This window comes from Aeromonas veronii (assembly GCA_041319085.1).
GTDB lineage: Bacteria > Pseudomonadota > Gammaproteobacteria > Enterobacterales > Aeromonadaceae > Aeromonas > Aeromonas veronii_F.
The window spans coordinates 489869-515658 of the sequence record CP101033.1 but is presented as its reverse complement, the minus strand read 5'-3'; the positions used below and the strand labels follow the sequence as shown (position 1 = coordinate 515658).

General features: G+C 58.3%; 20 protein-coding genes and 7 pseudogenes. 11 read left to right on the top strand and 16 right to left on the bottom strand.

Going from position 1 to position 25790, the window contains the following annotated elements:
• Positions 1 to 504 precede the first annotated feature (504 nt).
• From NMD14_02525 to NMD14_02515, 3 genes and pseudogenes are all read left to right on the top strand, one after another.
• Positions 505 to 789 (top strand): annotated as a pseudogene (locus tag NMD14_02525) (phage tail protein).
• 36 nt (positions 790 to 825) lie between these two features.
• Entirely contained in the window at positions 826 to 969 is a 144-nt protein-coding gene (locus NMD14_02520; protein XEI34811.1) for a hypothetical protein, read from the top strand.
• Positions 966 to 2036 (top strand): phage late control D family protein, encoded by a 1071-nt coding sequence (locus tag NMD14_02515; GenBank protein XEI33352.1) that lies wholly within the window; start codon positions 966 to 968, stop codon positions 2034 to 2036. The genes NMD14_02520 and NMD14_02515 overlap by 4 nt, the downstream gene beginning before the upstream one ends.
• 251 nt (positions 2037 to 2287) lie before the next feature.
• Here the strand turns inward: NMD14_02515 and NMD14_02510 are convergent, their stop codons facing one another.
• From NMD14_02510 to rppH, 6 genes and pseudogenes are all read right to left on the bottom strand, one after another.
• Entirely contained in the window at positions 2288 to 2695 is a 408-nt protein-coding gene (locus NMD14_02510; protein XEI33351.1) for a hypothetical protein, read from the bottom strand.
• Positions 2692 to 3882: a Na+/H+ antiporter NhaA gene (gene nhaA / locus NMD14_02505; GenBank protein ID XEI33350.1), complete on the bottom strand. Its 1191-nt coding sequence runs from the start codon at positions 3880 to 3882 to the stop codon at positions 2692 to 2694. Before nhaA ends, NMD14_02510 begins: the two co-directional genes overlap by 4 nt.
• A 224-nt stretch (positions 3883 to 4106) precedes the next feature.
• Positions 4107 to 4901 carry a thymidylate synthase gene (thyA, locus tag NMD14_02500; protein ID XEI33349.1) on the bottom strand — a complete coding sequence of 265 codons (795 nt, stop codon included), beginning with the start codon at positions 4899 to 4901 and terminating at the stop codon, positions 4107 to 4109.
• Positions 4901 to 5725 carry a prolipoprotein diacylglyceryl transferase gene (gene lgt, locus NMD14_02495; protein ID XEI33348.1) on the bottom strand — a complete coding sequence of 275 codons (825 nt, stop codon included), beginning with the start codon at positions 5723 to 5725 and terminating at the stop codon, positions 4901 to 4903. The genes thyA and lgt overlap by 1 nt, the downstream gene beginning before the upstream one ends.
• A 71-nt stretch (positions 5726 to 5796) precedes the next feature.
• Positions 5797 to 8068 (bottom strand): annotated as a pseudogene (ptsP, locus tag NMD14_02490) (phosphoenolpyruvate--protein phosphotransferase).
• Positions 8069 to 8082: 14 nt separating this feature from the next.
• Positions 8083 to 8614 (bottom strand): annotated as a pseudogene (gene rppH / locus NMD14_02485) (RNA pyrophosphohydrolase).
• Positions 8615 to 9346: 732 nt separating this feature from the next.
• Between rppH and mutH the strand changes: the two are divergent.
• Together mutH and NMD14_02475 are read left to right on the top strand one after the other, a co-directional pair.
• Positions 9347 to 10021, top strand: a complete 675-nt coding sequence (mutH, locus tag NMD14_02480; GenBank protein ID XEI33347.1) for a DNA mismatch repair endonuclease MutH — start codon at positions 9347 to 9349, stop codon at positions 10019 to 10021.
• A gap of 80 nt (positions 10022 to 10101) precedes the next feature.
• A pseudogene (locus tag NMD14_02475) lies at positions 10102 to 10424 on the top strand (isoamylase early set domain-containing protein).
• Between the two features lie 33 nt (positions 10425 to 10457).
• On the opposite strand, the gene NMD14_02470 reads toward NMD14_02475, so the two are convergent.
• The 6 genes from NMD14_02470 to ffh all read right to left on the bottom strand — a co-directional run bounded on the left by NMD14_02470 (position 10458) and on the right by ffh (position 15245).
• Positions 10458 to 11545 (bottom strand): IS3 family transposase gene (locus tag NMD14_02470; GenBank protein XEI33346.1). Its coding sequence is split into 2 segments (ribosomal slippage): positions 10458 to 11293 and positions 11293 to 11545, totalling 1089 coding nucleotides; the frame shifts between segments, so codons are not numbered across the junction.
• Between the two features lie 187 nt (positions 11546 to 11732).
• Positions 11733 to 12080 carry a 50S ribosomal protein L19 gene (gene rplS, locus NMD14_02465; GenBank protein ID XEI33345.1) on the bottom strand — a complete coding sequence of 116 codons (348 nt, stop codon included), beginning with the start codon at positions 12078 to 12080 and terminating at the stop codon, positions 11733 to 11735.
• 32 nt (positions 12081 to 12112) lie between these two features.
• Complete coding sequence (gene trmD / locus NMD14_02460) at positions 12113 to 12862, bottom strand: tRNA (guanosine(37)-N1)-methyltransferase TrmD (protein XEI33344.1); 750 nt, start codon at positions 12860 to 12862, stop codon at positions 12113 to 12115.
• Positions 12863 to 12896: 34 nt separating this feature from the next.
• On the bottom strand, positions 12897 to 13418 hold the full coding sequence (rimM, locus tag NMD14_02455; GenBank protein ID XEI33343.1) for a ribosome maturation factor RimM: 522 nt from the start codon (positions 13416 to 13418) through the stop codon (positions 12897 to 12899).
• 24 nt (positions 13419 to 13442) lie between these two features.
• Positions 13443 to 13691: a 30S ribosomal protein S16 gene (rpsP, locus tag NMD14_02450; protein ID XEI33342.1), complete on the bottom strand. Its 249-nt coding sequence runs from the start codon at positions 13689 to 13691 to the stop codon at positions 13443 to 13445.
• Between the two features lie 177 nt (positions 13692 to 13868).
• Positions 13869 to 15245, bottom strand: a complete 1377-nt coding sequence (gene ffh, locus NMD14_02445) for a signal recognition particle protein (protein ID XEI33341.1) — start codon at positions 15243 to 15245, stop codon at positions 13869 to 13871.
• A gap of 202 nt (positions 15246 to 15447) precedes the next feature.
• Between ffh and ccsA the strand changes: the two genes are divergently transcribed.
• The 4 genes from ccsA to NMD14_02425 all read left to right on the top strand — a co-directional run bounded on the left by ccsA (position 15448) and on the right by NMD14_02425 (position 20210).
• Positions 15448 to 16236 carry a cytochrome c biogenesis protein CcsA gene (gene ccsA / locus NMD14_02440; protein ID XEI33340.1) on the top strand — a complete coding sequence of 263 codons (789 nt, stop codon included), beginning with the start codon at positions 15448 to 15450 and terminating at the stop codon, positions 16234 to 16236.
• Between the two features lie 40 nt (positions 16237 to 16276).
• Entirely contained in the window at positions 16277 to 17557 is a 1281-nt protein-coding gene (locus NMD14_02435; protein ID XEI33339.1) for a CNNM domain-containing protein, read from the top strand.
• Positions 17558 to 18336: 779 nt separating this feature from the next.
• On the top strand, positions 18337 to 18549 hold the full coding sequence (cspA, locus tag NMD14_02430) for an RNA chaperone/antiterminator CspA (GenBank protein XEI33338.1): 213 nt from the start codon (positions 18337 to 18339) through the stop codon (positions 18547 to 18549).
• Between the two features lie 302 nt (positions 18550 to 18851).
• On the top strand, positions 18852 to 20210 hold the full coding sequence (locus NMD14_02425; GenBank protein ID XEI33337.1) for an NCS2 family permease: 1359 nt from the start codon (positions 18852 to 18854) through the stop codon (positions 20208 to 20210).
• Between the two features lie 351 nt (positions 20211 to 20561).
• Here NMD14_02425 and NMD14_02420 read toward each other — a convergent pair whose 3' ends face one another.
• Both NMD14_02420 and NMD14_02415 read right to left on the bottom strand, forming a co-directional pair.
• Positions 20562 to 21035, bottom strand: coding sequence for a hypothetical protein (locus NMD14_02420; protein ID XEI33336.1), 474 nt, complete (start codon positions 21033 to 21035; stop codon positions 20562 to 20564).
• Between the two features lie 85 nt (positions 21036 to 21120).
• Positions 21121 to 21542: pseudogene (locus NMD14_02415) on the bottom strand (hypothetical protein).
• An 88-nt stretch (positions 21543 to 21630) separates the two neighbouring features.
• On the opposite strand from NMD14_02415, the gene NMD14_02410 reads away from it, so the two are divergent.
• Positions 21631 to 22299, top strand: coding sequence for a response regulator transcription factor (locus NMD14_02410; GenBank protein XEI33335.1), 669 nt, complete (start codon positions 21631 to 21633; stop codon positions 22297 to 22299).
• Positions 22296 to 23539, top strand: a pseudogene (locus NMD14_02405) (HAMP domain-containing histidine kinase). Before NMD14_02410 ends, NMD14_02405 begins: the two are co-directional and overlap by 4 nt.
• Before the next feature lie 95 nt (positions 23540 to 23634).
• On the opposite strand, the pseudogene rimK reads toward NMD14_02405, so the two are convergent.
• A pseudogene (gene rimK / locus NMD14_02400) lies at positions 23635 to 24530 on the bottom strand (30S ribosomal protein S6--L-glutamate ligase).
• A gap of 113 nt (positions 24531 to 24643) precedes the next feature.
• Positions 24644 to 25786: a Gfo/Idh/MocA family oxidoreductase gene (locus NMD14_02395; protein ID XEI33334.1), complete on the bottom strand. Its 1143-nt coding sequence runs from the start codon at positions 25784 to 25786 to the stop codon at positions 24644 to 24646.
• Positions 25787 to 25790: the final 4 nt, after the last annotated feature.

Genomic DNA, 25790 nt, shown 5'->3' with positions numbered 1-25790 from the left:
CAATAGGCATGCTGATTACGCATTGGAATGATATCTGGGCGTTCTTCGACACCTTGCCAGCCGGGGCAATGGCCAAAGGGAAGGCCATTATTCAGGGGCTCATTGATGGCATTAGCGCGAAATGGGCATCGCTGATGGAGAAAATAAAGGCGGTCACCGACTATCTCCCGGATTGGATGAAAGGCGGCAGCGACGTCAAGATCACCACGGCAACGCCCGCCTATGCTGGCGGCGGTGGACTGGCCGCACCGGGCGCCAGCGGTTATGGCGCCGCATTCTACCAACCCAAGCCACTGGCAAGGGCGGCAGGGGAGGAAGCACCGTGGTCAATGCTCCTATCAACATCACCCAGCAGCCGGGGCAATCGCCGCAAGATCTGGCCGCTGAAATCGATAAGCGCCTGCAACAGCGCGAGCGCTCGGCCGCCGCCCGCCAACGCTCGACCCTGCGTGACACCAACTAAGGAGCCGCATCATGATGATGACACTGGGATTCTTCGTGTTTATGCGCTCAACCTTCGCCCCGCAAGCGGCGCAGGACGAGCGCAGCTGGCGCCACCCAGGCAATCCGCGCGTGGGCACCACACCGGCCTACCAGTTCACCGGCAAAGACGAGGAGACCATCAGCCTGAGCGGCACCCTCTACCCGGAGCTCACCGGCGGCGAGGTCTCGCTCGAGCTGCTGCATACCATGGCCGACACCGGGCAAGCCTTCCCCCTCATCGAGGGCACCGGCCGGGTGCGCGGCTATTTCGTCATCGAGTCGACCAGCGTTGGCCGATCCGAGTTTTTCGCCGATGGTGCCGCCCGCAAAATCGAGTTTTCGATGAAGCTCAAGCGCATCGATGAAGAGAGCAGCAGCCTGGAAGCCAAGATCAAGGGCCGGGTGATCGGCAACATCGCCAACCGCCTCGGCCTGCAAAAGCTGATCGGCTCGGTCGGTAACAAGATCGGAGGGCTGATCCGATGAACCTCGGGCGCATCGCCACCAACCTGACCAGCCAGATCGGCCAGCTCGGTACCGGCGCGGGGCTGAGCAGTGCCGATCACCCCGCCCCGGCTTACCAGCTGCTGATCGACGGCACGGATGTGTCAGCCACTATCCGCCCCCGCCTGATGAGCCTCAACATCACCGACAATCGCGGGTTTGAAGCCGACACCATCGACATCGAACTCGACGACAGCGACGGCAGGCTGGCGATGCCGCGCCGGGGCGCCAGAATGCGCGTCATGATCGGCTGGCAGGGCCAACCGCTGGTTGATAAGGGGGATTACACCATCGATGAGGTGGAGCACACCGGCGCCCCGGACAGGCTCACCATCAGGGGCAAATCGGCCGATCTGCGCGGCAACCTCAACAAGCTACGCCAGACCAGCTATCACCAGCAGACAGTCGGCAGCATTGTCGATGCCATCGCCCAGCGCCACAGCCTGATCCCCGCCTGCGCCGAACGCTTCAAGGGCATGCAGATCGACCACATCGACCAGCAGAACGAGAGCGACCCCGCCTTCATTACCCGCTTGGCCGGTCAATGCGGCGCCCTGACCTCCATCAAATCGGGGCGGCTGCTCTTTATCGGCCAGGGCAAGGGGCTCACCGCCAGCGGCAAACCGCTCCCCTCTGTCATCATCACCCGCCAGGATGGCGATCAGCACCGCTTCGCCGTCGCTGACCGCGACGCCTACACCGGCGTGTCAGCCAACTGGCACGACCCGAAGACGGCCACCACCGAAGGCTCGACCACCAAGCGCAAGACCAAGCCAAAGCAGGAACCGGCGCTGCCAAGTGATACCACCATCGACAAGGAGGGCCGCGAACTGCTGGTTGGCGACAGTGAAAACGTCAAAGTGCTGCGCCACATCTACGCCAACAAAACCAACGCCCTGCGCGCCGCCCGCGCCGAGTGGGATCGGCTGCAACGCGGGGTTGCCGAGTTCGAGATCACCCTCGCCACCGGCCGCCCCGAGCTCTACCCGGAACAGCCCACCGCCGTCAGGGGTTCAAACAGCAGATCGACGAGGCCGACTGGGTGCTGACCAAAGTCAGCCACAGCCTGACCAACAGCGGCTACACCAACAGCGTCAGCCTGGAAGTCGCCATCGCCGACCTGCCGGAAGTCGAGGAGTAACCAAGGCAAAAACAAAAAGGCGGCAGAGCCAACGCGCTGCCGCCTTTCCCGATCATCAGATCCCCCTGCCGCCACTTTGCCGCCACCAATCAGCACAACACACCAAAGTGACTGAATTTAAACGACTATATTTGCCAGCAGTACATGAGATGGTTGTAGTTAAGGTGTGACATCCGATGGGGTTCCCGCGGTGCGCGGACTCCGGTAGCAGCTGAGTTCAACCGCCAGAATGTCATACATGTCGCTGACCGAGTCAACCTTGTTCGCGCCAAACTGCTCCATCAGGCTGGCCTTGAGGCGTGCCTTGTCCGGCATCCGGTCAGCGCAATAACGCTTGTTGGAGTGTTTAACCCGCTCGCCAGCCCGGCTGCTCAGCGCCCGCTCGGAGAAGGTCTCGCCAAAGCGCGCCTTGGCCTGCTTGTCCCCCAGCAGCAGGGCGCTGTCTACCACTCCATTCAGATAGGCAGAGCAGTTCGCCGAGGTGGCGTCCTGCTTGCAATCCTCCAACCCGCCGGCCCATGCCGCGGGGCTCAGCAACAGCATCAACAACCCTGTATGTAGCTTCATAGTCCCTCCGTACTCTGTTCCCCTTCACCCTTGGGAAGGGCCATGCGCAAGGCCAGATAACCGACCACCGCCGCCATGGTAGAACCCGCCAGGATCCCGAGGCGAGAGTAGCTGCCGTAATCCAGCCCACCGTGCTCGAAGGCGAGCGACGCGATAAACATCGACATGGTAAACCCGATGCCACAGAGGATGCTGACCGCAAAGATCTGCTTGAAGTTGACCCCGGGCGGCAACTGGGCGATGCCCAGCTTGACCGACAGCCAGCTGATGGTGAACACCCCGAGCGGCTTGCCGATAAACAGCCCCAGCATGATCCCCATCGGTACCGGGCTCAGCAGGGAGGAGAGACCAATCCCCTGAAGGGATACCCCTGCGTTGGCAAAGGCAAACAGCGGCAGGATCAGATAGGCACTCCAGGGGTGCAGGGCATGCTCCAGATACTTGAGCGGCGAGGCGTAACGCTTGCCATTCAGCGGAACCATAAAGCCCACCACCACTCCCGCCAGGGTCGCATGTACGCCAGACTTGAGCACCGCAACCCAGAGCACCAGACCGACCAGCATGTAGAGGCTGATCCTGTCCTCACCTCGGCGGTTCATCCAGAACAGCGTCAGGGTCGCCAGAATACCAACCGTCAACGCAGCCAGCGACAGCTGCTGGGTGTAGAACAACGCGATGATGATGATGACGCCCAGGTCATCCATGATGGCGAGCGCCAGCAAGAATACCTTGAGGCTCACCGGCACCCGCTTGCCAAGCAGCGCCATCACCCCGAGGGCAAAGGCGATATCGGTTGCAGCCGGGATCGCCCAACCAGCGCGCGCCACGTCGTCCGAATAGTTGAAAAAGGCGTAGATCAAGGCCGGCGCCATCATGCCACCCACCGCCGCGATGGCCGGGAAGGTCGCCTGCACCCGGGTGGAGAGCGCCCCTTCCAGCATTTCACGCTTTACTTCCAGGCCAACCAGCAGGAAGAAGATCGCCATGAAGCCATCGTTGATCCAGAGCAGCAGCGGCTTGTTGATGTCGAGGGCTGCGATGCGCACCTGCACCGGCGTATCGAGAAACGCCTGATACCCGCCAGCCAGCGCGGTATTGGCTAAAATCATGGCCAGCATGGCAGCCATGATCAGAATAATTCCGGAGGCAGCCTCCAGCTTCAGAAACTTTTTGATTACATCACTCATGGTTAAATTTTCCACCGAATTGCTTTATTTTGAGTCTATCCCCTGCAACAACCAATGAAAAATCGTTTCTTACTGCTCAACACAACGGAAAAACCGAATGCAAAATAGAACATATCTGCTGTCAGCAGGTTTCCACCTCGCCTCAAACTATCATCTAATTAGTCAATAAAGTGATTATTCAATTATTAAGATGCATAAAAAAGGCGCCCTGAGGCGCCTTTCGATCAGATGGCGACGGGCGCCTTGATCCCGGGATGGGGGTCATAACCCTCGATCTCGAAATCCTCGAACTGGTAGTCGAAGATGGAGTCGGGTTTGCGCTTGATCACCAGGGTCGGCAGCGGACGGGGCTCGCGGGAGAGCTGCAGCGCGGTCTGCTCCATGTGGTTGGAGTAGAGGTGCACGTCACCACCGGTCCAGACGAAGTCACCCACTTCCAGATCGCACTGCTGAGCCATCATATGGGTCAGCAGGGCGTAGCTGGCGATGTTGAACGGCAGGCCGAGGAACACATCACAGCTGCGCTGGTAAAGCTGGCAGGAGAGCTTGCCGTCCGCCACATAGAACTGGAAGAAGGCGTGGCAAGGAGCCAGCGCCATCTTGTCCAGCTCACCCACGTTCCAGGCAGACACAATGATGCGGCGCGAATCCGGGTTGTGCTTGATGTCATCCACCGCTTTCTGGATCTGGTCGATGACAGACCCGTCGGCCGCAGGCCAGGAGCGCCACTGAGCGCCATAAACCGGCCCCAGATCGCCGTTCTCGTCTGCCCACTCATCCCAGATACTGACGCCATTTTCCTTCAGATAGGCGGTATTGGTATCGCCATTGAGGAACCAGAGCAGCTCATGAATGATCGATCGCAGGTGGCACTTCTTGGTGGTCACCAACGGGAAACCTTCTGCCAGATTGAAGCGCATCTGATGGCCGAACAGGGAGACGGTGCCGGTGCCGGTACGGTCTGACTTGACGGTGCCCTCATCGAGGATCTTCTGCATCAGGTCGAGATAGGCTCGCATTACTTTGCCTCCTTGACGCTGTTACCGAACAGCTGCGGGCGCTGGTAAGCAGCCCAGATCATCAGCGCACCGGCGATAATCATCGGGGTGGAGAGGATCTGGCCCATGCTGATCTCCTGGAAATAGAGGCCGAGCTGGCTGTCCGGCTGGCGCACAAACTCCACCAGGAAGCGGAACAGGCCGTAGAACAGCAGGAACATGCCGGAGATGGCACCACGAGGCGGATTCTTGCGCCAGAACAGGTTGAGGATGATGAACAGCACCACCCCTTCCAGTGCGAACTGGTAGAGCTGGGAAGGGTGACGCGGCTCGGGGCCCGCCTCAGGGAAGATGATGGCCCAAGGCACATCGGTGATCCGCCCCCACAACTCGCCGTTGAGGAAGTTGCCGATGCGGCCGACGCCGAGACCGAACGGAATGAGCGGTGCCACAAAGTCGGCCACGGTGAAGAAGTGGCGCTTGGTCTTGTGGGCAAACCAGATCATCGCGGTGATCACCCCGATCAGACCGCCGTGGAACGACATACCGCCGGTCCAGATCTTGAACAGGTAGGTGGGATCCGCGAGGAACATATCGAAGTTGTAGAACAGCACGTAACCGACACGGCCACCGAGGATCACCCCGAGGAAACCGTAGAACAGCAGATCCGACACCTCGTTGCGGGTCCAGCCACTGTTCGGTGCATCGGCGCGACGACCGGCAAGCCACATGGCAAAAGCGAAACCAAACAGGTACATGAGACCATACCAGCGTACCGATAGTGGTCCCAAACTGAATGCTACGGGATCAATCTGCGAGAAAACCCAATATCCATCGTGCTGCATAAGCGGCCCCAGTCATAAGAAAAGCCGCATTTTCCGATCATTCGCCAGCAGGGACAAGGCATGTTTATCAATCAACCGATTTTCGGTTTGTGGCCGGCGCGCAGCAAGCCGCCCAAACCGTGCTCCTCCAGATAGCGGGCAAACAGGCCGCGCAGCACATGGGGATTGTCATGCTTGAGACCGTCGGCAAGCAGCTCGGTCAGCTCACTCAGGGTCGATTGGCGCAGCACGTACTTGATCCGGGCGATGTTGTGGGTGTTCATACTGAAGCGGCGATAGCCCATGGCCAGCAGCAGCAGCACACCGACCGGATCACCGGCCAGCTCGCCACAGACCGACACCGGCTTCTGGTAACGGTGGGAGGCGTCAACCAGCTGTTGCAGGGCGCGGATCACCGCAGGATGGAAGGCATCGTAGATGTTGGCAACCCGGGAGTTGTTGCGATCCACTGCCAGCAGGTACTGGGTCAGGTCATTGCTGCCCACCGACCAGAAGTCGATGAGCGGCGCCATCTCCGGCAAGATAAAGAGGGCGGAGGGCACCTCGATCATCACCCCGAGGCTGGGGTAGCGGATCACCGCATCGCGGCTGGCCGCCTCTTCCGATACTTCCCGCCACGCCTGATCCAGCAGACGACGGGAGGCTTTGATTTCGCTGACGCTGCTGATCATCGGCAGCATGATGGCCAGATTGTCCAGCCCTTCACTGGCCCGCAGCATCGCCTTGAGCTGCACCAGAAACAGTTCGGGGTGATCCAGGGTGATCCGGATCCCCCGCCAGCCAAGAAAGGGGTTTTCCTCGACGATGGGGAAATAAGGTAACGGTTTGTCGCCGCCCACATCCAGCGTCCGCATACAGACCGGCCGGTTGCGGTAGGTCTCCAGAATACCGCGATAGCGAGCAGTCTGCTCCCACTCGGAGGAAGCTCTCCTGCAGCATAAAGGGGATCTCGGTGCGATAGAGGCCCACCCCGTCCGCCAATTGATTGAGGGAAATCTCGGTATCGGCACTTAGCCCGGCGTTGAGCAGCAGGGAGACCTTGGTGCCGTCGGCCGTCTCGGATGGCAGGTTGTCGACGCTGCGTACCAGGGTATCGAGCACCCGCTCTTCGCTAAGCAGCTGACGATACTCGGTCAGGATCACCTGATTGGGTTCGATGAAGAGATCGCCGCTGTAGCCATCGACCACCAGCATGCGACCACCGATGTCGCCAAGGGGCAGATCGACCCCCATGATGGCGGCCACCCCCATGGCGCGCGCTAGAATGGCGGCGTGGGAGTTGGTCCCCCCTTGAGCGAGACCACTCCGGTCAGATATTCGCGGGGCACTTCTGCCAAAATGGTGGCGGTCACCTCATCGGCCACCAGCACCACCGGCTCGCCGATGGCGATATGTTCCGGTTCGTTCTGCACCAAGCGGCTGATCAGCCGCTGGGCGATGTCCTTCACATCGGTGGAGCGCTCCTGCAGATAGGGATCCTTCATCCCCTTGAACTGCTCGATCAAGCGATCGCTGATGAGCTGACCGCCGAGACCGCCGTCCAGTGCTCCTTGCTCACCTTGTTGCGAATGGGCTTGATGTAGCCGGGATCGTTCAGCAGATGGAGGTAAATGTCGAAGATCGCCACCGAATCCTGGCTGTAGCTCTCGCGAAAACGCAGCGCCAGCTCTCCAGATCGTGACGAACCTCCTCCACCGCCAGCTCCAGCCGTTCCAACTGGCTGGCATGGTCTTCATCCTTGCGCGGGGTAATGGACGAGAGCGCCTTGCGCGGCCGCCACACCCAGGCTTTGGCCATGGCGATACCGCTGGCCCCGGCAATACCGCGCAGCGGCTTGCTCCAGTCGGTCTTCTGCAACCACCCCTTGGCCTGCGCCTGGGCGATCCGGGCCGCCAGCTGGGCCGCCAGGGTGACCATGAAGGACTCCTCCCCCTCATCGAAGCGGCGGCTCTCTTTCTGCTGCACCACCAGAATACCGACCACCTGACGCTGGTGCATGATGGGGGCGCCGAGGAAAGAGCGAAACGCCTCTTCGGCCACATCGGGCAGGAATTTGAAACTGGGGTGCGCGGGGGCATCAGCCAAGTTGATCAGCTCTTCCCGCTGACCCACCAGACCGACGATGCCTTGCTCGAACGGTAAGGTAGCCTTGCCCACCGCCGACTCGGCCAGACCATCGGTCGCAGCCAGCCGGTAGCGGCGCATCTCGGGTTCTGAGACATAAACGGAACAGCAGTCCACCATCATGGCCAACCGGGTCTGACTGACCAATGCCTGCAAGGCCTGCTCGAGGGTATTGGCCTCGGCCATGCTCTCGACGATACGTCTGAGTTCCGTTAACAACTAATCTGTGCTCCTTAACGGGCGCGGTTGCGCCGCCCATCCTTCTTGTTGACCTGAACTGCCGGTACCGGCGCCGGCATCGCCAGCGGGGCAAACTCCTTCATGACCCGGCGGTAAACCTCCCGCTTGAACGAGACAACCTGACGGACCGGATACCAGAAGCTGACCCAACGCCAATCGTCAAATTCGGGATGGCCATGACAGCCAAACTGGATCCGCGATTCCCTGCCCGGACCAAGTTGTAACAGGAACCATTTTTGCTTTTGGCCAATACAGACCGGTGAACTGTCCCAGCGGACAAGACGTTTGGGTAAACGGTACTTTAGCCAGTTACGACTGGTGGCCATGATGGTCACATCTTCGGGCTTGAGGCCTATCTCCTCATACAGCTCTCGATACATGGCCTGCTCTGGCGTTTCACCATCATCAACCCCCCTGCGGAAACTGCCAGGAGTGCTGCCCATAGCGTTTAGCCCACAACACTTGTCCTTCACGGTTACAGATCACGATACCGACATTGGGACGAAACCCGTCACCATCTATCACGTGATCACCTTATAAAGGCTGAATCTATAAGGGGATTGTTCCACATTCACCTCGTGGCAGCAAACAGGGACTGCGATCCCCCACTCATGAATAACTTTCAATTTCAAGCCGACTTATAAACAAATCCAAGGATCAACTGGGCCAAGTTGCCCACCCAGACTGTGCATAAAGCTGTTAGCAAACGGGTATATACAGTACTTTTCACCTGTGCGCGGCAAGCCCCCTCCACGTCACCCAGCAACACCAAAGATAAAAATACCTTACTATACATTAAGTTGAGACAAAATAACTGGATCTAGATCCATGTCACCCCAAGAGCAAGATCCATGATCCTGATTGTGAACAAGTTCAACTGTTCAAAGATCCACCGTGGCGAAATTATCCACAAGAGAGGCACAACATCTACCCTATTTGCCCGGTAAAAATGGGGTGGCATTCACAATTTTTTGTAACAAATCAGCGATGCCACCCACTTTCATCCACTTATCCAAGATTTCTGTGGATAACTGTGTGTAACATCATGCACAAACCCTTGGACAACTATTTCGAGGTCAAACCAGGCCAGCAGCACTGCTCGATAAACCAGACAAAATCCTTTAAAATCATAATGATGAGCTGATAGCCCCCAAATTCTCTGCATTTGATCTTATCCACTCAGGATCGGTTATAAAAACAGCGATCCTTCTCGGGATCCTCTCCTGTTAGAATACGGCGAGCAAGATGGAGCCAACTATGCCAAGCAATCCCCAATCCGAGCAGGAGTTATTGAGCCGAGCCTATGCCATGGCCGGCTTCACGCTGGCGCAGCTGGCCGCCGAAGCTGGCGTCACAGTGCCCAACGATCTGCGCCGTGACAAGGGGTGGGTCGGTCAGTTGATCGAGCTGCAACTGGGGGCCAGCGCAGGGAGCAAGCCGGAACAGGACTTCCCGGAGCTGGGGATCGAACTCAAGACGATCCCCGTGGATCCTCAAGGCAAACCACTGGAGACCACCTTCGTCTGCGTTGCCCCGCTGATCGGTGTCAGTGGCCAGCGCTGGGAGGCGTCAAACGTGCGCAACAAGCTCTCCCGGGTACTCTGGATCCCGGTGGAAGGCAGTCGGGAGATCCCGGTTGGCGAGCGACGGGTCGGCATGCCGCTGATGTGGAGCCCGAGTGAAGAGGAAGATAGGCTACTGCGTCAGGATTGGGAGGAGCTGATGGACATGATAGTGCTGGGGGAAGTGGAGCAGATCAGCGCTCGCCACGGCCAGGTGATGCAACTGCGTCCCAAGGCGGCCAACAACAAGGCGCTGACTCGCGCCATCGGCCGCGATGGTCAACCCATCATGACCCTGCCCCGAGGCTTCTATCTCAAGATCGACTTCACCCACAGTTTGCTGCAACGCTATTTTGCCTTGCCGACGTGATCTGTCTTATCAATAATTTTGTCATATGGTGGTATAAAAATAGACAGGAGACATTTTAAACTCACGGGCAAGGAGGCGTCATGCCACTGATCAAACAGTTTTTGAAGTCCAAGCCGGAGGTCAAGGTGACCTTTGCTGTAGAGAAAGAGGCCGCGCAGAGGCGGAACAGGTGATGCTGATCGGCGAGTTCACCCAGTGGCAACCGGTCGAGCTGAAACGAATGAAGAGCGGCGAGTTCAAAGCCACCCTTAATCTGCCGACCGACGGCCCGGGTTACTTCGAATATTGCTATCAGCTCATCACACCAGCAGGGGAAACCCGCTACGAGAATGACTGGGCTGCGGACGACTATGTGCCAGGCCCCTTCGGGCGCGACAACTCGGTAGTACGCGTCATCCGGTAATCCCCCCATTTTTAGGGCACTCAAAAGTAGAGGTCATGCGGCCTGGGCCAGGCGCTGTTTCGGTGTGTAGCCACCCAGCGCCATATTGGGCCGCTCATGGTTATAAACCCACAGCCAGTTCGTGGCAAATTCCTGTAACTCATTCAGTGACTCAAACAGGTAATGGCCCAGCCAGTCGTAACGCACCGTGCGGTTAAATCGCTCGATGTAGGCATTCTGCTGTGGGTTGCCTGGCTGGATATACCTCAGCACAATCCCCTTCTGCTGCGCCCAGCACTTGAGCTCTTCGCTGATGTATTCCGGGCCATTGTCACAGCGGATTGCGGCTGGTTTGCCCCGCCACTCGATGACCTGCTCCAGTGCCCGTTTGACTCGCGAGGCAGGCAAGGAAAAGTCCACCTCGATGCACAGTGCTTCGCGGTTGAAGTCATCGATCACATTAAACAACCGCACCGAGCGACCATCGCTGAGCTGGTCATGCATAAAGTCCATCGACCAACATTGATTCGGTTGATCAGGAACTGCCAACGGCTCCGGCTTAGCGCGCACTAGCCGCTTCTTGGGTTTTATCCGCAGATTGAGCTCTAGCGCCCGATAGATCCGGTAGACCCGCTTGTGGTTCCAGCCAAAGCCTTTGACGTTACGCAGGTACAGAAAGCACAGCCCGAACCCCCAGTTGCGCTGGTTGGTGGTGAGGCGCAGCAGCCAGTCGGCAATCTCCTGGTTTTCATCGGCCAGCACGGGCTGATAGCGATAACAACCCTCGCTCACCTTGAACACCTGGCAAGCCAGGCGGATAGAGATAGCGTAATGAGCCACGGCCTTGGTCGCCATCTCCCTGCGGGCAGATGGCGTCACCACTTTTTTGCCATCGCCTCGGAGATGATCTCAGCCTTGAGGCGCTCCTCGGCATACATCTTCTTAAGGCGACGATTTTCCTCTTCCAGCTCTTTGAGGCGAGCCATGAGGGAAGCATCCATGCCACCGAATTTGGAGCGCCACTTGTAGAAGGTGGCGGAGCTGATGCCATGCTCACGGCAGAGCTCAGGGACGGGTGAGCCAGACTCGGCCTGTTTGAGGATGGCGATAATCTGTGCATCGCTAAAGCGTGATGTTTTCATGTAGAACCTCCTGCGTTCAAGATACGAGAAAATTCTACTTATGAGCACCTCAGTTTTTCGGGGGGATTACCATCCAGTAACGGCAACGAGATAGCCAATAAACGATACAAAAAAGGCTCGCCATTGGCGAGCCTTTTCACTACCTGTCGAGCTATTTGTCGACATATCGACACCAATTCGAATCGAATTAGTTGAGCTTCTCTTTGATACGAGCAGCTTTACCGGACAGGTTGCGCAGGTAGTACAGTTTGGCGCGGCGAACATCACCACGACGCTTCAGTTCTACACTGTGGATCAGCGGAGAGTGAGTCTGGAATACACGCTCAACACCTTCGCCGTTGGAGATCTTGCGAACGGTGAAAGCAGAGTGCAGACCGCGGTTACGCTTGGCAATAACGATGCCTTCGAAAGCCTGCAGACGCTCTTTACCACCTTCTTTAACACGAACTTGAACACGTACAGTGTCGCCCTGGGCAAAAGCCGGGATGTCGGTACGCAGTTGCTCTTGTTCAAGCTGCTGAATAATCTTGCTCATTGTCTTTCCTTACCTAGGATAAACTGAAAACTCTACTTAACGCTGTCACGCACTTCGCGGACATACTCGGCAAGAAGTGATTCTTGCTCGTCAGTCAGAGCTAGGTTGTTAATAAGTTCCGGCCTTCTTTGCCAGGTTCGTCCGAGCGATTGCTTGAGTCGCCAGCGTCTGATCACTTCGTGATTGCCGCTTGTCAGCGCCTCGGGCACCGCCAATCCATCCAACACCTCCGGTCGAGTGTAGTGGGGATGATCCAGCAAGCCATCTGTGAAGGAGTCTTGCTCGGCACTGGCCTGATCGCCCAAAACCCCGGGGACCAGACGCGAAACCGCATCGATCAGGGTCATGGCAGGCAGCTCGCCACCACTTAACACGTAATCCCCGATAGACCACTCTTCGTCGACTTCGGTTTGTATCACGCGTTCATCGATACCTTCGTATCGACCGGCTACCAGAATCAGTTTCTGATTCGTCGCCAACTCGGTCACGCCCGCTTGAGTCAGCTTGCGTCCCTGAGGAGAGAGATAGATGACTTTCGCCCCGTCTCCCGCCGCTTGCTTGGCTGCATGAATCGCGTCACGCAGCGGCTGAACCATCATTAACATGCCAGGCCCACCACCATAAGGACGATCATCGACCGTACGGTGTTTATCGTGGGTAAACTCCCGGGGGTTCCAGCACTCAATCTGCAGCAGGCCACTCTTGACGGCCCGACCCGTTACCCCGTGCTCGGTAATGGCTCGGAACATTTCAGGGAAGAGGCTAATGACCCCAATCCACATAAGAAACCTCCGGCACCCGTGTTAGCGCGGGAAACTAGAAACCAGGATCCCAATCAACTTCGATTGTTCGAGCAGTCAGATCAATATGCTTGATCACCTGCTCTTCCAGGAACGGAATCAACCGCTCCTTTGCACCAAAGGCATCTTTTACATTGGCCTCAACCACCAACACATCGTTGGAGCCGGTTTCCATCAATTCGGTCACCTTGCCCAAGTCGTATCCCTTGGTGGTCACCACGGAGCAACCAATCAGGTCACGCCAATAGAACTCACCTTCCGGCAACGCAGGCAACAGATCGGCGGGTACACCAATCTCGACATTGGTCAATGCCAGGGCATCTTCGCGCACATCGATACCATCGAGTTTGCAGATCAGACCCTTGTTGTGACGCTTCCAGGCCGAGACCTTGAGTTCACGCCACACCCCGTTCTGATTGATCAGCCAGGGGTTGTAATCGAAAATCGCTTCGGCAACATCGGTGAAGGAGTTCACTTTAAGCCAGCCCTTGATGCCATAAACGGTACCCAGGGTGCCCAGAACTACAGGTTTTTCCACCTTAACTCCTTACCGTTTAGCTGATTAAGCAGCTTTTTTAGCGTCTTTGATCAGCTTGGCAACGCGGTCAGAAACAGCGGCACCAGTAGCAACCCAATGCTCGATACGAGCCAGGTCCAGGTTCAGCTTTTCAGCAGAACCAGCAGCAACCGGGTTGAAGAAACCAACGCGCTCGATGAAGCGACCGTCACGGGCGCAACGGCTGTCAGAAACTACTACCTGGTAGAACGGACGCTTTTTCGCGCCACCACGTTGTAAACGAATGGTTACCATATCGTCCTCATTAACATCTAATGAACAAGGCCCGCAAACACGCGGACCCTAGCTTAAAATAAGCCGCGTAATTCTACTTGGATTCGTAATAATTGCAACCAAGCCAGCCATTTTTTGCGCAGAGCCGCAATGAAAAGGGGCCTGCAGCTGCAGACCCCCATCAACACGCGGGCCGAGTCAGAACGGGCCGCGGCCGCCACCGAAACCGGGGGGCATCATGTTCTTCATCTGACTCATCATCTTGCGCATACCGCCCTTGCCGGACATTTTCTTCATCATGCGCTGCATCTCGGTGAACTGCTTGAGCAGCTTGTTCACGTCCTGCACCTGCATGCCGGAGCCTGCGGCGATACGGCGTTTGCGGGAACCCTTGATGAGATCGGGATGGGCACGCTCCTTGGGCGTCATGGAGCTGATGATGGCCTCCATCCGTACGGTGAGCTTGTCATCCATCTGATCTTTCACATTATCCGGCAAACCGGACATGCCGGGCAGCTTGTCGAGCATCCCCATCATGCCGCCCATGTTGCGCATCTGAGCCAACTGCTCGCGGAAATCTTCCAGATCGAAGCCTTTGCCGCTCTTGACCTTGCTGGCCAGCTTGGCCGCTTTCTCTTTATCGACGTTACGCTCGACCTCTTCGATAAGAGAGAGCACATCGCCCATACCGAGGATGCGGGAAGCGAGGCGATCCGGGTGGAACGGCTCCAGCGCATCGGTCTTTTCGCCCATACCGATAAACTTCACCGGCTTGCCGGTAATGTGGCGCACAGACAGCGCGGCACCACCGCGCGCATCACCGTCCGCCTTGGTGAGGATCACGCCGGTGAGCGGCAGCGCTTCGTTGAACGCCTTGGCGGTGTTGGCGGCATCCTGACCGGTCATGGCATCGACCACGAACAGGGTCTCGACCGGCTTGATGGTGGCATGCAGATCCTGGATCTCGGCCATCATCTCACTATCGACGTGCAGACGACCGGCGGTATCGACGATCACCACGTCATAGAATTTCTTGCGCGCCTGATCGATGGCAGCGGTGGCGATATCGACCGGCTTCTGGCTGGCATCGCTCGGGAAGAAGTCGACGCCGATGTCGCTGGCCAGGGTCTCCAGTTGCTTGATCGCCGCAGGGCGATAGACGTCGGCACTGACCACCAGCACCTTCTTCTTGCTGCGCTCTTTGAGCAGCTTGGCCAGTTTGCCAACCGTGGTGGTCTTACCGGCCCCCTGCAGACCGGCCATCAGGATGATGGCGGGCGGCTGGGCAGCCAGGTTGAGCTGTTCGTTGGCCTCACCCATCACGGTGACCAGTTCACCGTGCACAATCTTGATGAATGCCTGACCCGGGCTCAGAGATTTTGCCACTTCCTGCCCGACTGCGCGCTCTTTGACACGCGCCACGAAATCACGCACGACTGGCAGGGCGACATCCGCCTCGAGCAGCGCCATGCGGACTTCGCGCAGGGTTTCCTTGATATTGTCTTCGGTCAGGCGACCACGGCCACTGACATTGCGCAAGGTGCGCGAGAGTCGTTCAGTCAAATTCTCAAACATGACGGATTCCGGTTCTTGGCGTAATAAATTGGGGGCATTATAACCCAGAGCGGGCGCGAGGACGATTATTCACCGCACCGTAGCAGCAGGGACCTTCTCCCTATATATGGGCAGATCGGCCGTTGCACAACTGGCGAGCACTTCTCGTGCAAGGTATACTGCCCCTCTTACCCTCAAAAGCTTATGCAACAACGACCTGGTTATGATCGTAATCTCTGTTCTGGCCCTGGCGTTTTATCTGCTGGCCATCATCGCCTCACTGCATCTGTTACTGAGCGCCAAGCCGGTGGGACAGCGCTCCCTGTTTGCCTGTATCGGATTGGCCCTGATCACCCATGCCAGCGTCCTCTGTTCAGAGGTATTGCAGAGTTCCGGCCAGAACCTGAGCATGCTCAACGTTGCCTCGCTGGTCAGCCTTATTATCAGTTGCTTCATGACTTGCGTAACTCGCCGCTTCAACGGCTGGATCCTGCTACCGGTGGTCTACAGCTTCTCGGCCCTGCTGCTGGCGGCCAGCGCCTTGATCCCGGGACACTATATCACTCATCTGGAGGCCCATCCCCAACTGTTGCTGCATATCGGCCTCGCCCTGATGGCCTACTCGGTATTGATGATCGCCTGCCTGTTTGCGTTGCAGCTTGCCTGTCTGGACAAACAACTTAAATCGAGAAAAATCAGTAACCTGCCAGCCATGCCGCCACTAATGACGGTGGAGAAACGGCTGTTCCAGCTGATCTCTGCGGGGGTGCTGCTGCTGACCCTCTCCATCGCCTCCGGCCTCTTCTTCCTCGAAGACATGTTCGCCCAAGGCAAATCCCACAAGGCGGTGCTCTCCATCCTGGCATGGTGTGTCTACGTGCTGCTGCTGTGGGGCCATCACACCTATGGCTGGCGCGGTCGCAAAGTCATCACGCTAAGTCTGATTGGCAGCGTCATCCTGACCCTTGCCTACTTTGGCAGCCGCTTCGTCAAAGAAGTGCTGTTGAGCTGACACCGATACTTTTAGCCATACCATCCAACAGGAGCCCTTTTTGGACAGCATCTCAACGAGCACATTACTGATTGTTCTCGTTATCTTGATCCTTCTTTCCGCCTTCTTCTCCAGTTCTGAAACCGGCCTGATGTCCATCAACCGCTACAAACTGCGGCATCTGGCCCAGACCAAACACAAAGCCGCACGTCGCGTCGAGCAACTGCTCGCCCGCCCCGATCGCCTGCTGGGACTGATCCTGATCGGCAACAATCTGGTCAATATCCTCGCCTCCGCCATCGCCACCATCGTCTGTATCCGGCTGTTTGGTGATCTCGGGGTCGCCATCGCCACCTTCGGCCTGACACTGGTAGTACTGGTATTCGGTGAAGTGACCCCAAAGACCCTGGCCGCCATGTTCCCGGAGAAGATCGCCTATCCCGCCTCCTGGATCCTCAAGGGGCTGATGGTGCCACTCTCACCGTTGGTCTGGCTGATCAACGGCATCACCAGCGGCCTGCTCAAGATGCTGAAGATCAACCCCAATAAGGATGACTCCCTCAACACCGAGGAGCTGCGCACCATCGTCAACGAGGCGGGCAACCTGATCCCCCAGCGTCATCAGGAGATGCTGCTGAGCATTCTGGATCTCGACAAGATGCTGGTCGAAGACATCATGGTGCCGCGCAGCGATATCTACGCCATCGACATCAACGATGACTGGAAGAGCATCCAGCGCCAGCTGGCCCACTGCGCCCACACCAAGATCCTGCTCTATCGCGACAATATCGACGATGTTGTTGGCTTTTTACACGCTCGTGATGCCCTGCGGCTGGTAGCCAAGGATCTGTTCAACAAATCGAGTCTGTTGCGGGAAGTGGACGAGATCTACTTCATTCCGGAAGGGACCCCGCTCAACGTGCAACTGGCCAAATTTCAGCGCAATAAGGAGCGGATCGGCCTGATCGTCGATGAATACGGCGACATTCAGGGCTTGATCACCCTGGACGACATTCTGGAAGAGATCGTGGGCGACTTCACCACCTCCATGACGCCAGCGCCGAGCGATGAAATCCATCCCCAGCCGGACGGCACGTTTCTGGTGGAAGGCTCAGCCAGCGTGCGCGAGCTGAACAAGGAGATGAACTGGCACCTGCCCATCGATGGCCCACGCACCCTCAACGGTCTGATACTCGAATACCTGGAGGAGATCCCCCAGCCCAACATCGGGCTTCGGCTGGCAGGTTATCCTATCGAAATTCTCGAAGTAGAGAACAACATGGTAAAAATTGCGCGGATCATGCCGGCTTCTTACCTGGCAGCTCCTGACTCACAACATTAAAAAAGGGCTGCCGAGAGCCTAATGCCAGTCAGTTAAGCATTTTTATGATTGAAAATTCAAAACTTAGAATATGGATAACAGTTCGGCAGTTAAAGCTTACTGTTCTGCTCACTTATTGAGACTCAATACGGTCCATTTTGTGCTTATGTATAACCGGTGTAGCTTCAGGTACTAGGTAAACGTCGCCATCAGCAAGATCGCGTAGGCTTCCTTCATCTTGAGCTGACGCTGATAGTAAATAACACCTTGCCGGAAGAACGAATAGGTTCGCGTCTTACTGGTATTGGAGTTGCCAAGTAAATCTTGGCCTGCTGGAGAGGGTCGGGATTATCATTGAAAAAACTGAGCGAAAAAAGCATCAACAGAAATAAAGCTATGTCTGAAATAGAGCAGAAAATCACAGCTGGAGCGCAGGGGCAAACCTGTTTATCTTGGTCAAAAGTCGTTCACGAACTTGCCTGAGTGGTTTTTGCTATACAGTTGAAATACATCATGTTTACTATAAAAAAATGAGATGTCCGGCTGTTACAAAACATTAATATCGAGATAAAGTTTGCTTTAAAAATGAGAGCGTGTTTTAATCGTTCTCGATAGTTCGGCAGTTCAGACCTGATTATGTTAGGCAGTCATTTTAGTAAAGCAGTGATTAGCATAAGCGTTATCCTCGGATAATTCTTATCAAATAATTCTCCTTCTTTAGTGCTCCCCATACGTATTGCTGACGAAAAATCACAACTTGCCATGCAAATGGCATTTCAACACTATTTAAGGAAATTATTATGTCTAACAAAATGACTGGTACCGTTAAGTTCTTCAACGCTGAGAAAGGTTTTGGTTTCATCTCCCCGGCTGACGGCAGCAAAGACGTGTTCGTACACTTCTCCGCTATCCAGTCCACCAGCTTCAAAACCCTGGACGAAGGTCAGCGCGTTGAGTTCACCATCGAGCAAGGCCAGAAAGGCCCGGCTGCTGCCAACGTAGTTGGTCTGTAATTCAAGCCTGAGCATGCTGCTGATGGCTCACGCCAACTGCTGACAGCTCTGCAAGAATTAAAAAACCCGCCTAGGCGGGTTTTTTGTTGTTCCCCGCTTTTTTCTCACTGATCTCCTCTCCCCCAACCGTGTGCTCCCAGCCTGACACGCACTCACCGCTTGAGCCCTAAAAACAACCCAAATGGAACCAAAATGTAAAATGTTGACAAAAAAGTCAGGTTATCCGCTGTATTTGCCACGAATTCTTGCTATTTTGCGCGCCACAAAAGCAAACGATTTCCTTCACACTTTCAGGATAAGTTATGGCAAAGCAAGATATGGCCGCCCAATCAGGGAACGGCGGCTTTTTGGACTCTTATTTTTCCATTTCTGCGCGCGGCAGTAGTGTGCGCCAGGAGCTGCTGGCCGGTTTGACCACCTTCCTGGCCATGGTCTACAGCATCATAGTGGTGCCGAACATGCTGGGTGCCGCCGGTTTTGAGCAGGGCCCTGTCTTCGTGGCGACCTGCTTGATCGCCGCCTTCGGCTCCCTGCTGATGGGTCTGTGGGCCAAGCTGCCGATGGCCATCGGTTGTGCCATCTCCCTCACCGCCTTTACCGCGTTCAGTCTGGTACTGGGTCAGGGACTGAGCATTCCGGTCGCGCTGGGCGCCATCTTCCTGATGGGTGTGCTGTTCACCCTGATCAGCATCACCGGCGTGCGCCAGTGGATCCTGGATAACCTCCCCTCCGGCATTGCCCACGGCACCGGCATAGGTATCGGCCTGTTCCTGCTGCTGATCGCCACCAACGGCGTTGGCATGGTGATCAAGAACGAAGGAGCCGGTCTGCCGGTTCAACTGGGTGAAGTGACCTCTTTCCCGGTCATCATGACGGTGCTGGGTCTGGCCGCCATCTTCGGTCTGGAGCGTCGCAAGGTGCCGGGGGGTATCCTGATGGTGATTATCGCCATCTCCATCCTTGGCCTGATCTTCGACCCGAAAGTGACCTGGCAAGGCTTCTTCGCCATGCCGAGCCTGAGTGGTGAAAAAGGTTCGCTGTTAGGCAGCATGGATCTGCTGGGCGCCCTCAATCCGGTGGTCATTCCGACCGTGCTGGCGCTGGTGATGACCGCCGTGTTTGACGCCACCGGTACCATCCGTGCCGTGGCCGGTCAGGCGGGCCTCATCAACGAACGTGGCCACATCATCAGCGGCGGCAAGGCTCTGACTGCCGACTCCGTCAGCAGCATGGTCGCTGGCGTGGTGGGCGGTGCTCCGGCTGCCGTATACATCGAATCTGCCGCAGGCACCGCAGCCGGTGGCAAGACCGGCCTGACCGCGACGCTGGTCGGCGTGTTGTTCCTGCTGATGATCTTCCTCTCCCCGCTGAGCTATCTGGTACCGGCCTACGCCACCGCACCGGCCCTGATGTACGTCGGTCTGCTGATGCTGGGCAACGTCACCAAGCTGGACTTCAGCGACTCGGTCGATGCCCTCGCCGGCATGCTGTGCGCCGTCTTCATCGTACTGACCTGCAATATCGTGACCGGCATCATGCTGGGCTTCGTGGCGCTGGTCGTTGGTCGCATCTTTGCTGCCGAGTGGAAGAAGCTGAACATCGGCACCGTCATCATCGCCCTGGCGCTAGTGATCTTCTATGCCGGTGGCTGGGCCATCTAACGCTCCCGGTTAATCTGAAGGGCTCCTGCAGAGCCGCTCTTATACACAAATCCCCAAGCATCGCTTGGGGATTTTTTTAACCTTTTGCCCTCTCCGTGACCTGACTCTTTGGTCATCCCTTATCACGGCTCTAACATGCATCTCACTCCATTCGCTCAGTGGGCATTCGACCAGTCTCAACAAGCAAGAGATACGTGTCACACCTCCCCTCTCACCCGCCGATATGGAAGGAGGGAAGCGGATATCAACGAATACCGGCATGACAAGCAGCGCAACCAGCAATGCTTTGTGATCCGCTCAAAAGCATCCACGTTCAATAAACGGCAGAGCTGCGCCCCATAGCGCTGCTTTTTATTCATCTTCCGGATTGGCAATCAGGATCTCGGTCAGGCGACCCTCTTCATCCCGGCTCAGCACCAGTTTGCGGCCCGGTTGCAGGTCGGCCGGGCTGCCGTTCAGCCAGCGGGTATCTGCATCGAAGGCCAGCACACCGAGCCCCTGCAGCCGCAGAGTGCGGCCCTTGACAGCCAGCAGGGAGGCTTCGGCCCGACGCCACTGGCTGGTCGGCAAGAATCCGGCGATGGCGTCGGCTATGCCGATCCGCTCGGCGACTCCGTCGCGGCTGAGGATGGCCAGACGCATGCCGGGTCTGAGCTCATCGTTGCCTGCCACCCCGCTCAGCGCGGCGTTGCCAAGCTCGAGTTCGGCGCCCTGAAACTGCAGGCGCAGGCCATCGTTGTGTTCAAGTTCCACCAGCCAGAGCTCGCCATCGGCGGCCAAGGTGCAGAGCGGCAACGCCAGCAGCAGGAGAGAAGTACGTGTCATAGCAAAAGGCCCATGGTCAAACCGTGCGAGGTTTAACTATGGACCCGGCTGTACCATTTTTCCGCCTGAGCCACACCGGCGTGGTTCAGTCATCCTCGCGACAGCGGCTCAGGCGCATGCCGTCAAACTTGCACTCCAACTCGAGCCAACGCCCTTCGAACGGCGCCAGACTGCTGTCCGAGGTGGTGTAGCCCCAGATCCGCCCCCTTCGACCGGCCCCTCCAGATCCATCTCGTCCTTGTCATCTTCGTCGAGGGCTTCGACCTTGCGCACATAGCGCACGCCGTTCTCCACCACCCCCTTCATCTCGACCCAGGTGCCGCCGAGATCATCCTCGTTGAGCCAATCCTTGAAGCGAGTCTGGTCGTCGATCACGAACGGCATGCCGTTGACCATCAACTGGCCAAGCTGCCAGGTGGTGCGGCCGGTCAGTTTGAATTCGGTCGCCTGTGCGATGCCAAGTGGCAACAAGATCAACAGCAGGAGGGCGCAGAGAGACTTCTTCATCAGGGATCCTCGGGGTTACACTGGCAAACAGGATGCCGAATCCGGTGTGAAAAGAGCGTGAAACGCTCGCCAACCAGGAGAGCAAAGCATGAAGATTTTGGTAGTGGAAGACAATCCTCAGGTGGCGGAAACCATCATGGATTATCTGGAGCTGGCCGGTCACCGCCTCGATTGTGCCTATCACGGGCAGGCGGCGCTGCAACTGCTGGAGGATCAGCGTTTCGACGTCATCATCATGGATGTGATGATGCCGCGCCTCGATGGCCTCAGCACGGTGGCTCGCCTGCGCGAGCAGGGGATTGCCACTCCCGTGCTGTTTCTCACCGCTCGCGACAGCCTGGAGGACAAGCTGGCGGGCTTCAAGGCCGGTGGCGACGACTATCTGGTCAAGCCGTTCGCCATGGAGGAGCTGGAGGTGCGGCTGCAAGCCCTCAGTCTGCGCGGCCCGCGCGGCGATGTGGGGGCCATCAGCTTTGGCGATCTGACGGTCGATGTCGCCAGCGGCCGCGCCACCCGTGCCGGTGAGCCCCTCAAGCTCGGCAAGATCCCGTTCCGGATCCTCGCCCTGCTGGCCCGCCGCGCCCCCGCCATCGTCAGCCGTCAGGAGGTGCTCGACACCGTCTGGGGCGATGAGGAGCCCGACTCCGATGCCCTGCGCAGCCATATCTACGCCCTGCGCAACGCGCTGGACAAACCCTTCCCCACTCCCATGCTGGAGACCCTGCACGGTCAGGGCTACCGACTGGTGAGCGCATGAGCCTGCCGAGCCTGCGCCGCCGCCTGATCATGGCGCTCGGCGGCGCCGGGGTGGTGCTGCTGATCCTGCTCTCCGGCCTGATGCTGGTGGCAGAGGACAAGATGGAGGAGCTGAGCCTGCGCCACTGGCTGGAAGCCGAAGTGACCCGCTACAGCGATGACTGGCTGCGACTCGGCCCGGCCGCCGCAGCCCCGAGCCCCAGACAGTTCTCCAGCTACTGGACCGAGGCGGGCCGCCTGCCCAAGTGGCTGAAGCCCTACCAGACCCCCGGCTTTTTCGAGCACCAGCTGGGCAAGGAGGACAAACACTTTCTGGTGGCCCGTCACCCCTCCGGCGAGGGACTGCTCTATCTGGTGTTCAACGACGACGCCGACGACTACCTCGACCCCTACGAGGACAAGCTGCATCTGGCCACCCGGCTGATCGGGCTGACGCTGCTGCTCGCCTGCCTCGGCTTCGGCATCTGGTTGGTGCGCCATATCACCGGGCCGCTGCAACGGCTGCAACAGAGGGTCGCCCACCTCACTCCGGATCAGGCGGATTTCGAACCCGACGCCCCCTGGCAGGAGCTGCGGGATATCGAGCTGGCCCTGCTGGCCGGCAAGCAGGAGGTGAGCGCAGTGTTCGCTCGCGAGCAGGAGTTCAGCCGCTTCGCCAGCCACGAGCTGCGCACCCCCAACATGGTGATCCAGGGCTCGGCGGCCCTGCTCGGCAAGGTGACGGATCTGCCCGCACCGGCCGCCCGCGCCACCACCCGCATCCGCGCCGCCGCCGACGAGATGGCGCTGCTCACCGAGACCTTCCTGCTGCTGGGCCGCAAGGAGGCGGTGGAGCGGCCACTGCAACAGGTCACCCCGCTGATCCGTCAGGAGCTGGCCCGCCTCGCCCCACTGTTGCAGCGGGAGGCACTCGATATCCGGCTTAATCTGGACGAGAGCAGCGCAGTAAACGCCCCCTCTCCCTGCTCGCCATTGCCCTCGGCAACCTGCTGAAAAATGCCCTGAGCTATGCCGAGGGACATATCGAGATCGAGCTGTGCGGCCCGGTGCTCACTATCAGCAACCCGACGGCGGCGGCGCCGGATCAGATCCTCGGCTACGGCTGTGGCCTCACCATCATCCAGCGCATCTGCGAGAAACTCGGTTGGAAGATCGATACCCGGCTGAAGGACGGAATTTTCAGCGCCCGGCTGGCGATGATCACTGCCGAACAGTTCCCTCTCCCTTTGGGAGAGGGTTAGGGTGAGGGCGCAGTGGCACCGCCAACCCACCAGCCAGATAGCAACAAGGCGCCAGATGGCGCCCTGTTTCTATCTGACGGATGCAAGCCTGAGGCTCACTCCGCCGGTTTGTTCTTGCGGCTCGCCTTGAGTTCGAGGAACTCGATGATCTTGCCAGCCACATCCTTGCCGGAGGCGGCTTCCACCCCTTGCAGGCCGGGGGAGGAGTTGACCTCCAGCACCAGCGGGCCGCGGGCGCTACGCAGGATATCCACCCCCGCCACATCCAGCCCCATGATCTTGGCGGCCTGCACTGCGGTCGCGCGCTCTTCCGGGGTGATCTTGATCGCCTCGGCAGTGCCGCCACGGTGCAGGTTGGAGCGAAACTCCCCGGCTGGGCCTGGCGGCGCATGGCGGCAACCACCTTGCCATTGACCACCAGGCAGCGGATGTCGGCGCCGTTGGCCTCGCGGATATACTCCTGCACCAGAATGTTATTGTTGGTCTGGATAAAGGCTTCGATCACGCTTTCGGCGGCCTTCTGAGTCTCGCAGAGCACCACACCAATCCCCTGGGTTCCCTCCAGCAGTTTCACCACCAGCGGCGCCCCACCCACCATGGTGATGAGGTCGGGCACGTCGTGGGTACTGTGGGCATAGCCGGTGATGGGTAGGCCGATGCCATGGCGGGAGAGCAGCTGCATCGCCCGCAGCTTGTCGCGGGAACGGCTGATGGCCACCGAGCTGTTGAGGGCCATGGTGTTCATCATCTCGAACTGGCGCAGCACGGCGGTGCCGTAGGCGGTAATGCTGGCCCCGATCCGCGGGATCACGGCGTCATAGCTTCCCAGCTCCCCACCCTCGTAGTGAATGGAGGGGTTGTGGGAAGCGATATTCATATAGCAGCGCAGGGTGTCGAGCACCTCTACCTGATGACCGCGCGCCTGTGCCACCTCGACCAGACGGCGGGTGGAGTAGTTTTTCGGCTCACGGGATAAAATGGCAATCTTCATGGAAATGACAGACCTGATCATCGGGCTGGAGAGTATAAGGTGCCACGGAGCGCTGACAACGCCAATCCTTTCCCCTCACCATTCGGCTTTTTGCAATAACCCGCCAAAAAGAGTCAATGGGGCCCGCGTAACTGCTGTTGCAGGGTGAGCAACAGGGTCACCTCTTGCAACCGGCGTGCCGTGGCCCCACCCCAACCTTCGGCAGGCAGGGGGGCCAGCAGGGTTTGCGCGATGCAGTCGCGATAGAGCGGCCCTTCATGCAGCCACCGCTGCACCTCTGCCGACAGGTGTTCGGGCCCATGCTGGGGTTGGTCGCGCTTGTCACTGCCACATGTCTCCCCGTAATAGTCCAGCCACTCCAGATTGCCACTGCGAAACAGCTCAATTCGCTCTCCATCCTTGAGATACAGCACCAGCCCCTTGCGCTCGATACCTGGCCCGGCGTACTTGTCGAGCCAGAGGGTCAGCGGAACGCCAGCAGCCTCGCCGCGCAGACAGGCACGACCTTCGGCACTCTCCAGATCGCCACGGGTAATGGGCTGACCCAATCGATCGACCACCCCCTCAGCCACCAGCGTCAGCCGGTCATCACCACCGAGGGCGACCAGCAGCTCGCGGATCATCGCCAGCAGATGGGTGCCGATATCGAGGATCACCCCGTCGGGGTGGCGCAGCACCCTTTGATCCGGCTCGCCGGTGGCGAAATTGAGGGCATAGGGACGTCCCTCTTCATCCATGCCGCAAGGTTCTTGCAAGAAACCCTCGATCGACACGACCTCCGCCAGCGTGACAGGTGCAATCGTGCCAAACAGTGGCGTATTTGGCTGAGCGTTCGTTGGAGTGCACAGCTGCCAGCTGTCATCCAGTTGCCCACGAAGTAACCGCTGAACGGCATTGCGGGCCATCCAGTGATCCAGTGCCAGCACCCGGGTAGCGATCTGTGGATCGGCCAGCAGCTGTTGTAGCCTCGCCTGCTGGGCCAGCGTCGCCACCACCGGCTTCTCCACCAAAATCAAGGGAATGGCGCTCTCCAGCGCCTGCTCCAGCACCGGCAGATGCAGCAGAGATGGGGTCGCAATCACCAGCCGATCGAGGGGCTGCGCCAGCAGCGCCTCAAGGGTCGGCAGCGATGTCACCCCCGGCAAGCTGCGGGCGGGGTCAAAACCCCACACCCTCACCTCGTCACTCAAGGCGTGCAACGCCGGTAGATAGGCGGTCTCGACAATGGTCCCCAGACCAACAAAGCCAATCTTCATAGGC

What these genes read in the sequence shown, in the direction of transcription:
- NMD14_02520 (XEI34811.1), top strand. Translation starts at nt 826, where the DNA reads ATGAAGCTCAAGCGCATCGATGAAGAGAGCAGCAGCCTGGAAGCCAAG.
- NMD14_02515 (XEI33352.1), top strand. Translation starts at nt 966, where the DNA reads ATGAACCTCGGGCGCATCGCCACCAACCTGACCAGCCAGATCGGCCAG.
- NMD14_02510 (XEI33351.1), bottom strand. Translation starts at nt 2,695, where the DNA reads ATGAAGCTACATACAGGGTTGTTGATGCTGTTGCTGAGCCCCGCGGCA.
- nhaA (XEI33350.1), bottom strand. Translation starts at nt 3,882, where the DNA reads ATGAGTGATGTAATCAAAAAGTTTCTGAAGCTGGAGGCTGCCTCCGGA.
- thyA (XEI33349.1), bottom strand. Translation starts at nt 4,901, where the DNA reads ATGCGAGCCTATCTCGACCTGATGCAGAAGATCCTCGATGAGGGCACC.
- lgt (XEI33348.1), bottom strand. Translation starts at nt 5,725, where the DNA reads ATGCAGCACGATGGATATTGGGTTTTCTCGCAGATTGATCCCGTAGCA.
- mutH (XEI33347.1), top strand. Translation starts at nt 9,347, where the DNA reads ATGCCAAGCAATCCCCAATCCGAGCAGGAGTTATTGAGCCGAGCCTAT.
- rplS (XEI33345.1), bottom strand. Translation starts at nt 12,080, where the DNA reads ATGAGCAAGATTATTCAGCAGCTTGAACAAGAGCAACTGCGTACCGAC.
- trmD (XEI33344.1), bottom strand. Translation starts at nt 12,862, where the DNA reads ATGTGGATTGGGGTCATTAGCCTCTTCCCTGAAATGTTCCGAGCCATT.
- rpsP (XEI33342.1), bottom strand. Translation starts at nt 13,691, where the DNA reads ATGGTAACCATTCGTTTACAACGTGGTGGCGCGAAAAAGCGTCCGTTC.
- ffh (XEI33341.1), bottom strand. Translation starts at nt 15,245, where the DNA reads ATGTTTGAGAATTTGACTGAACGACTCTCGCGCACCTTGCGCAATGTC.
- ccsA (XEI33340.1), top strand. Translation starts at nt 15,448, where the DNA reads ATGATCGTAATCTCTGTTCTGGCCCTGGCGTTTTATCTGCTGGCCATC.
- cspA (XEI33338.1), top strand. Translation starts at nt 18,337, where the DNA reads ATGTCTAACAAAATGACTGGTACCGTTAAGTTCTTCAACGCTGAGAAA.
- NMD14_02425 (XEI33337.1), top strand. Translation starts at nt 18,852, where the DNA reads ATGGCAAAGCAAGATATGGCCGCCCAATCAGGGAACGGCGGCTTTTTG.
- NMD14_02420 (XEI33336.1), bottom strand. Translation starts at nt 21,035, where the DNA reads ATGACACGTACTTCTCTCCTGCTGCTGGCGTTGCCGCTCTGCACCTTG.
- NMD14_02410 (XEI33335.1), top strand. Translation starts at nt 21,631, where the DNA reads ATGAAGATTTTGGTAGTGGAAGACAATCCTCAGGTGGCGGAAACCATC.
- NMD14_02395 (XEI33334.1), bottom strand. Translation starts at nt 25,786, where the DNA reads ATGAAGATTGGCTTTGTTGGTCTGGGGACCATTGTCGAGACCGCCTAT.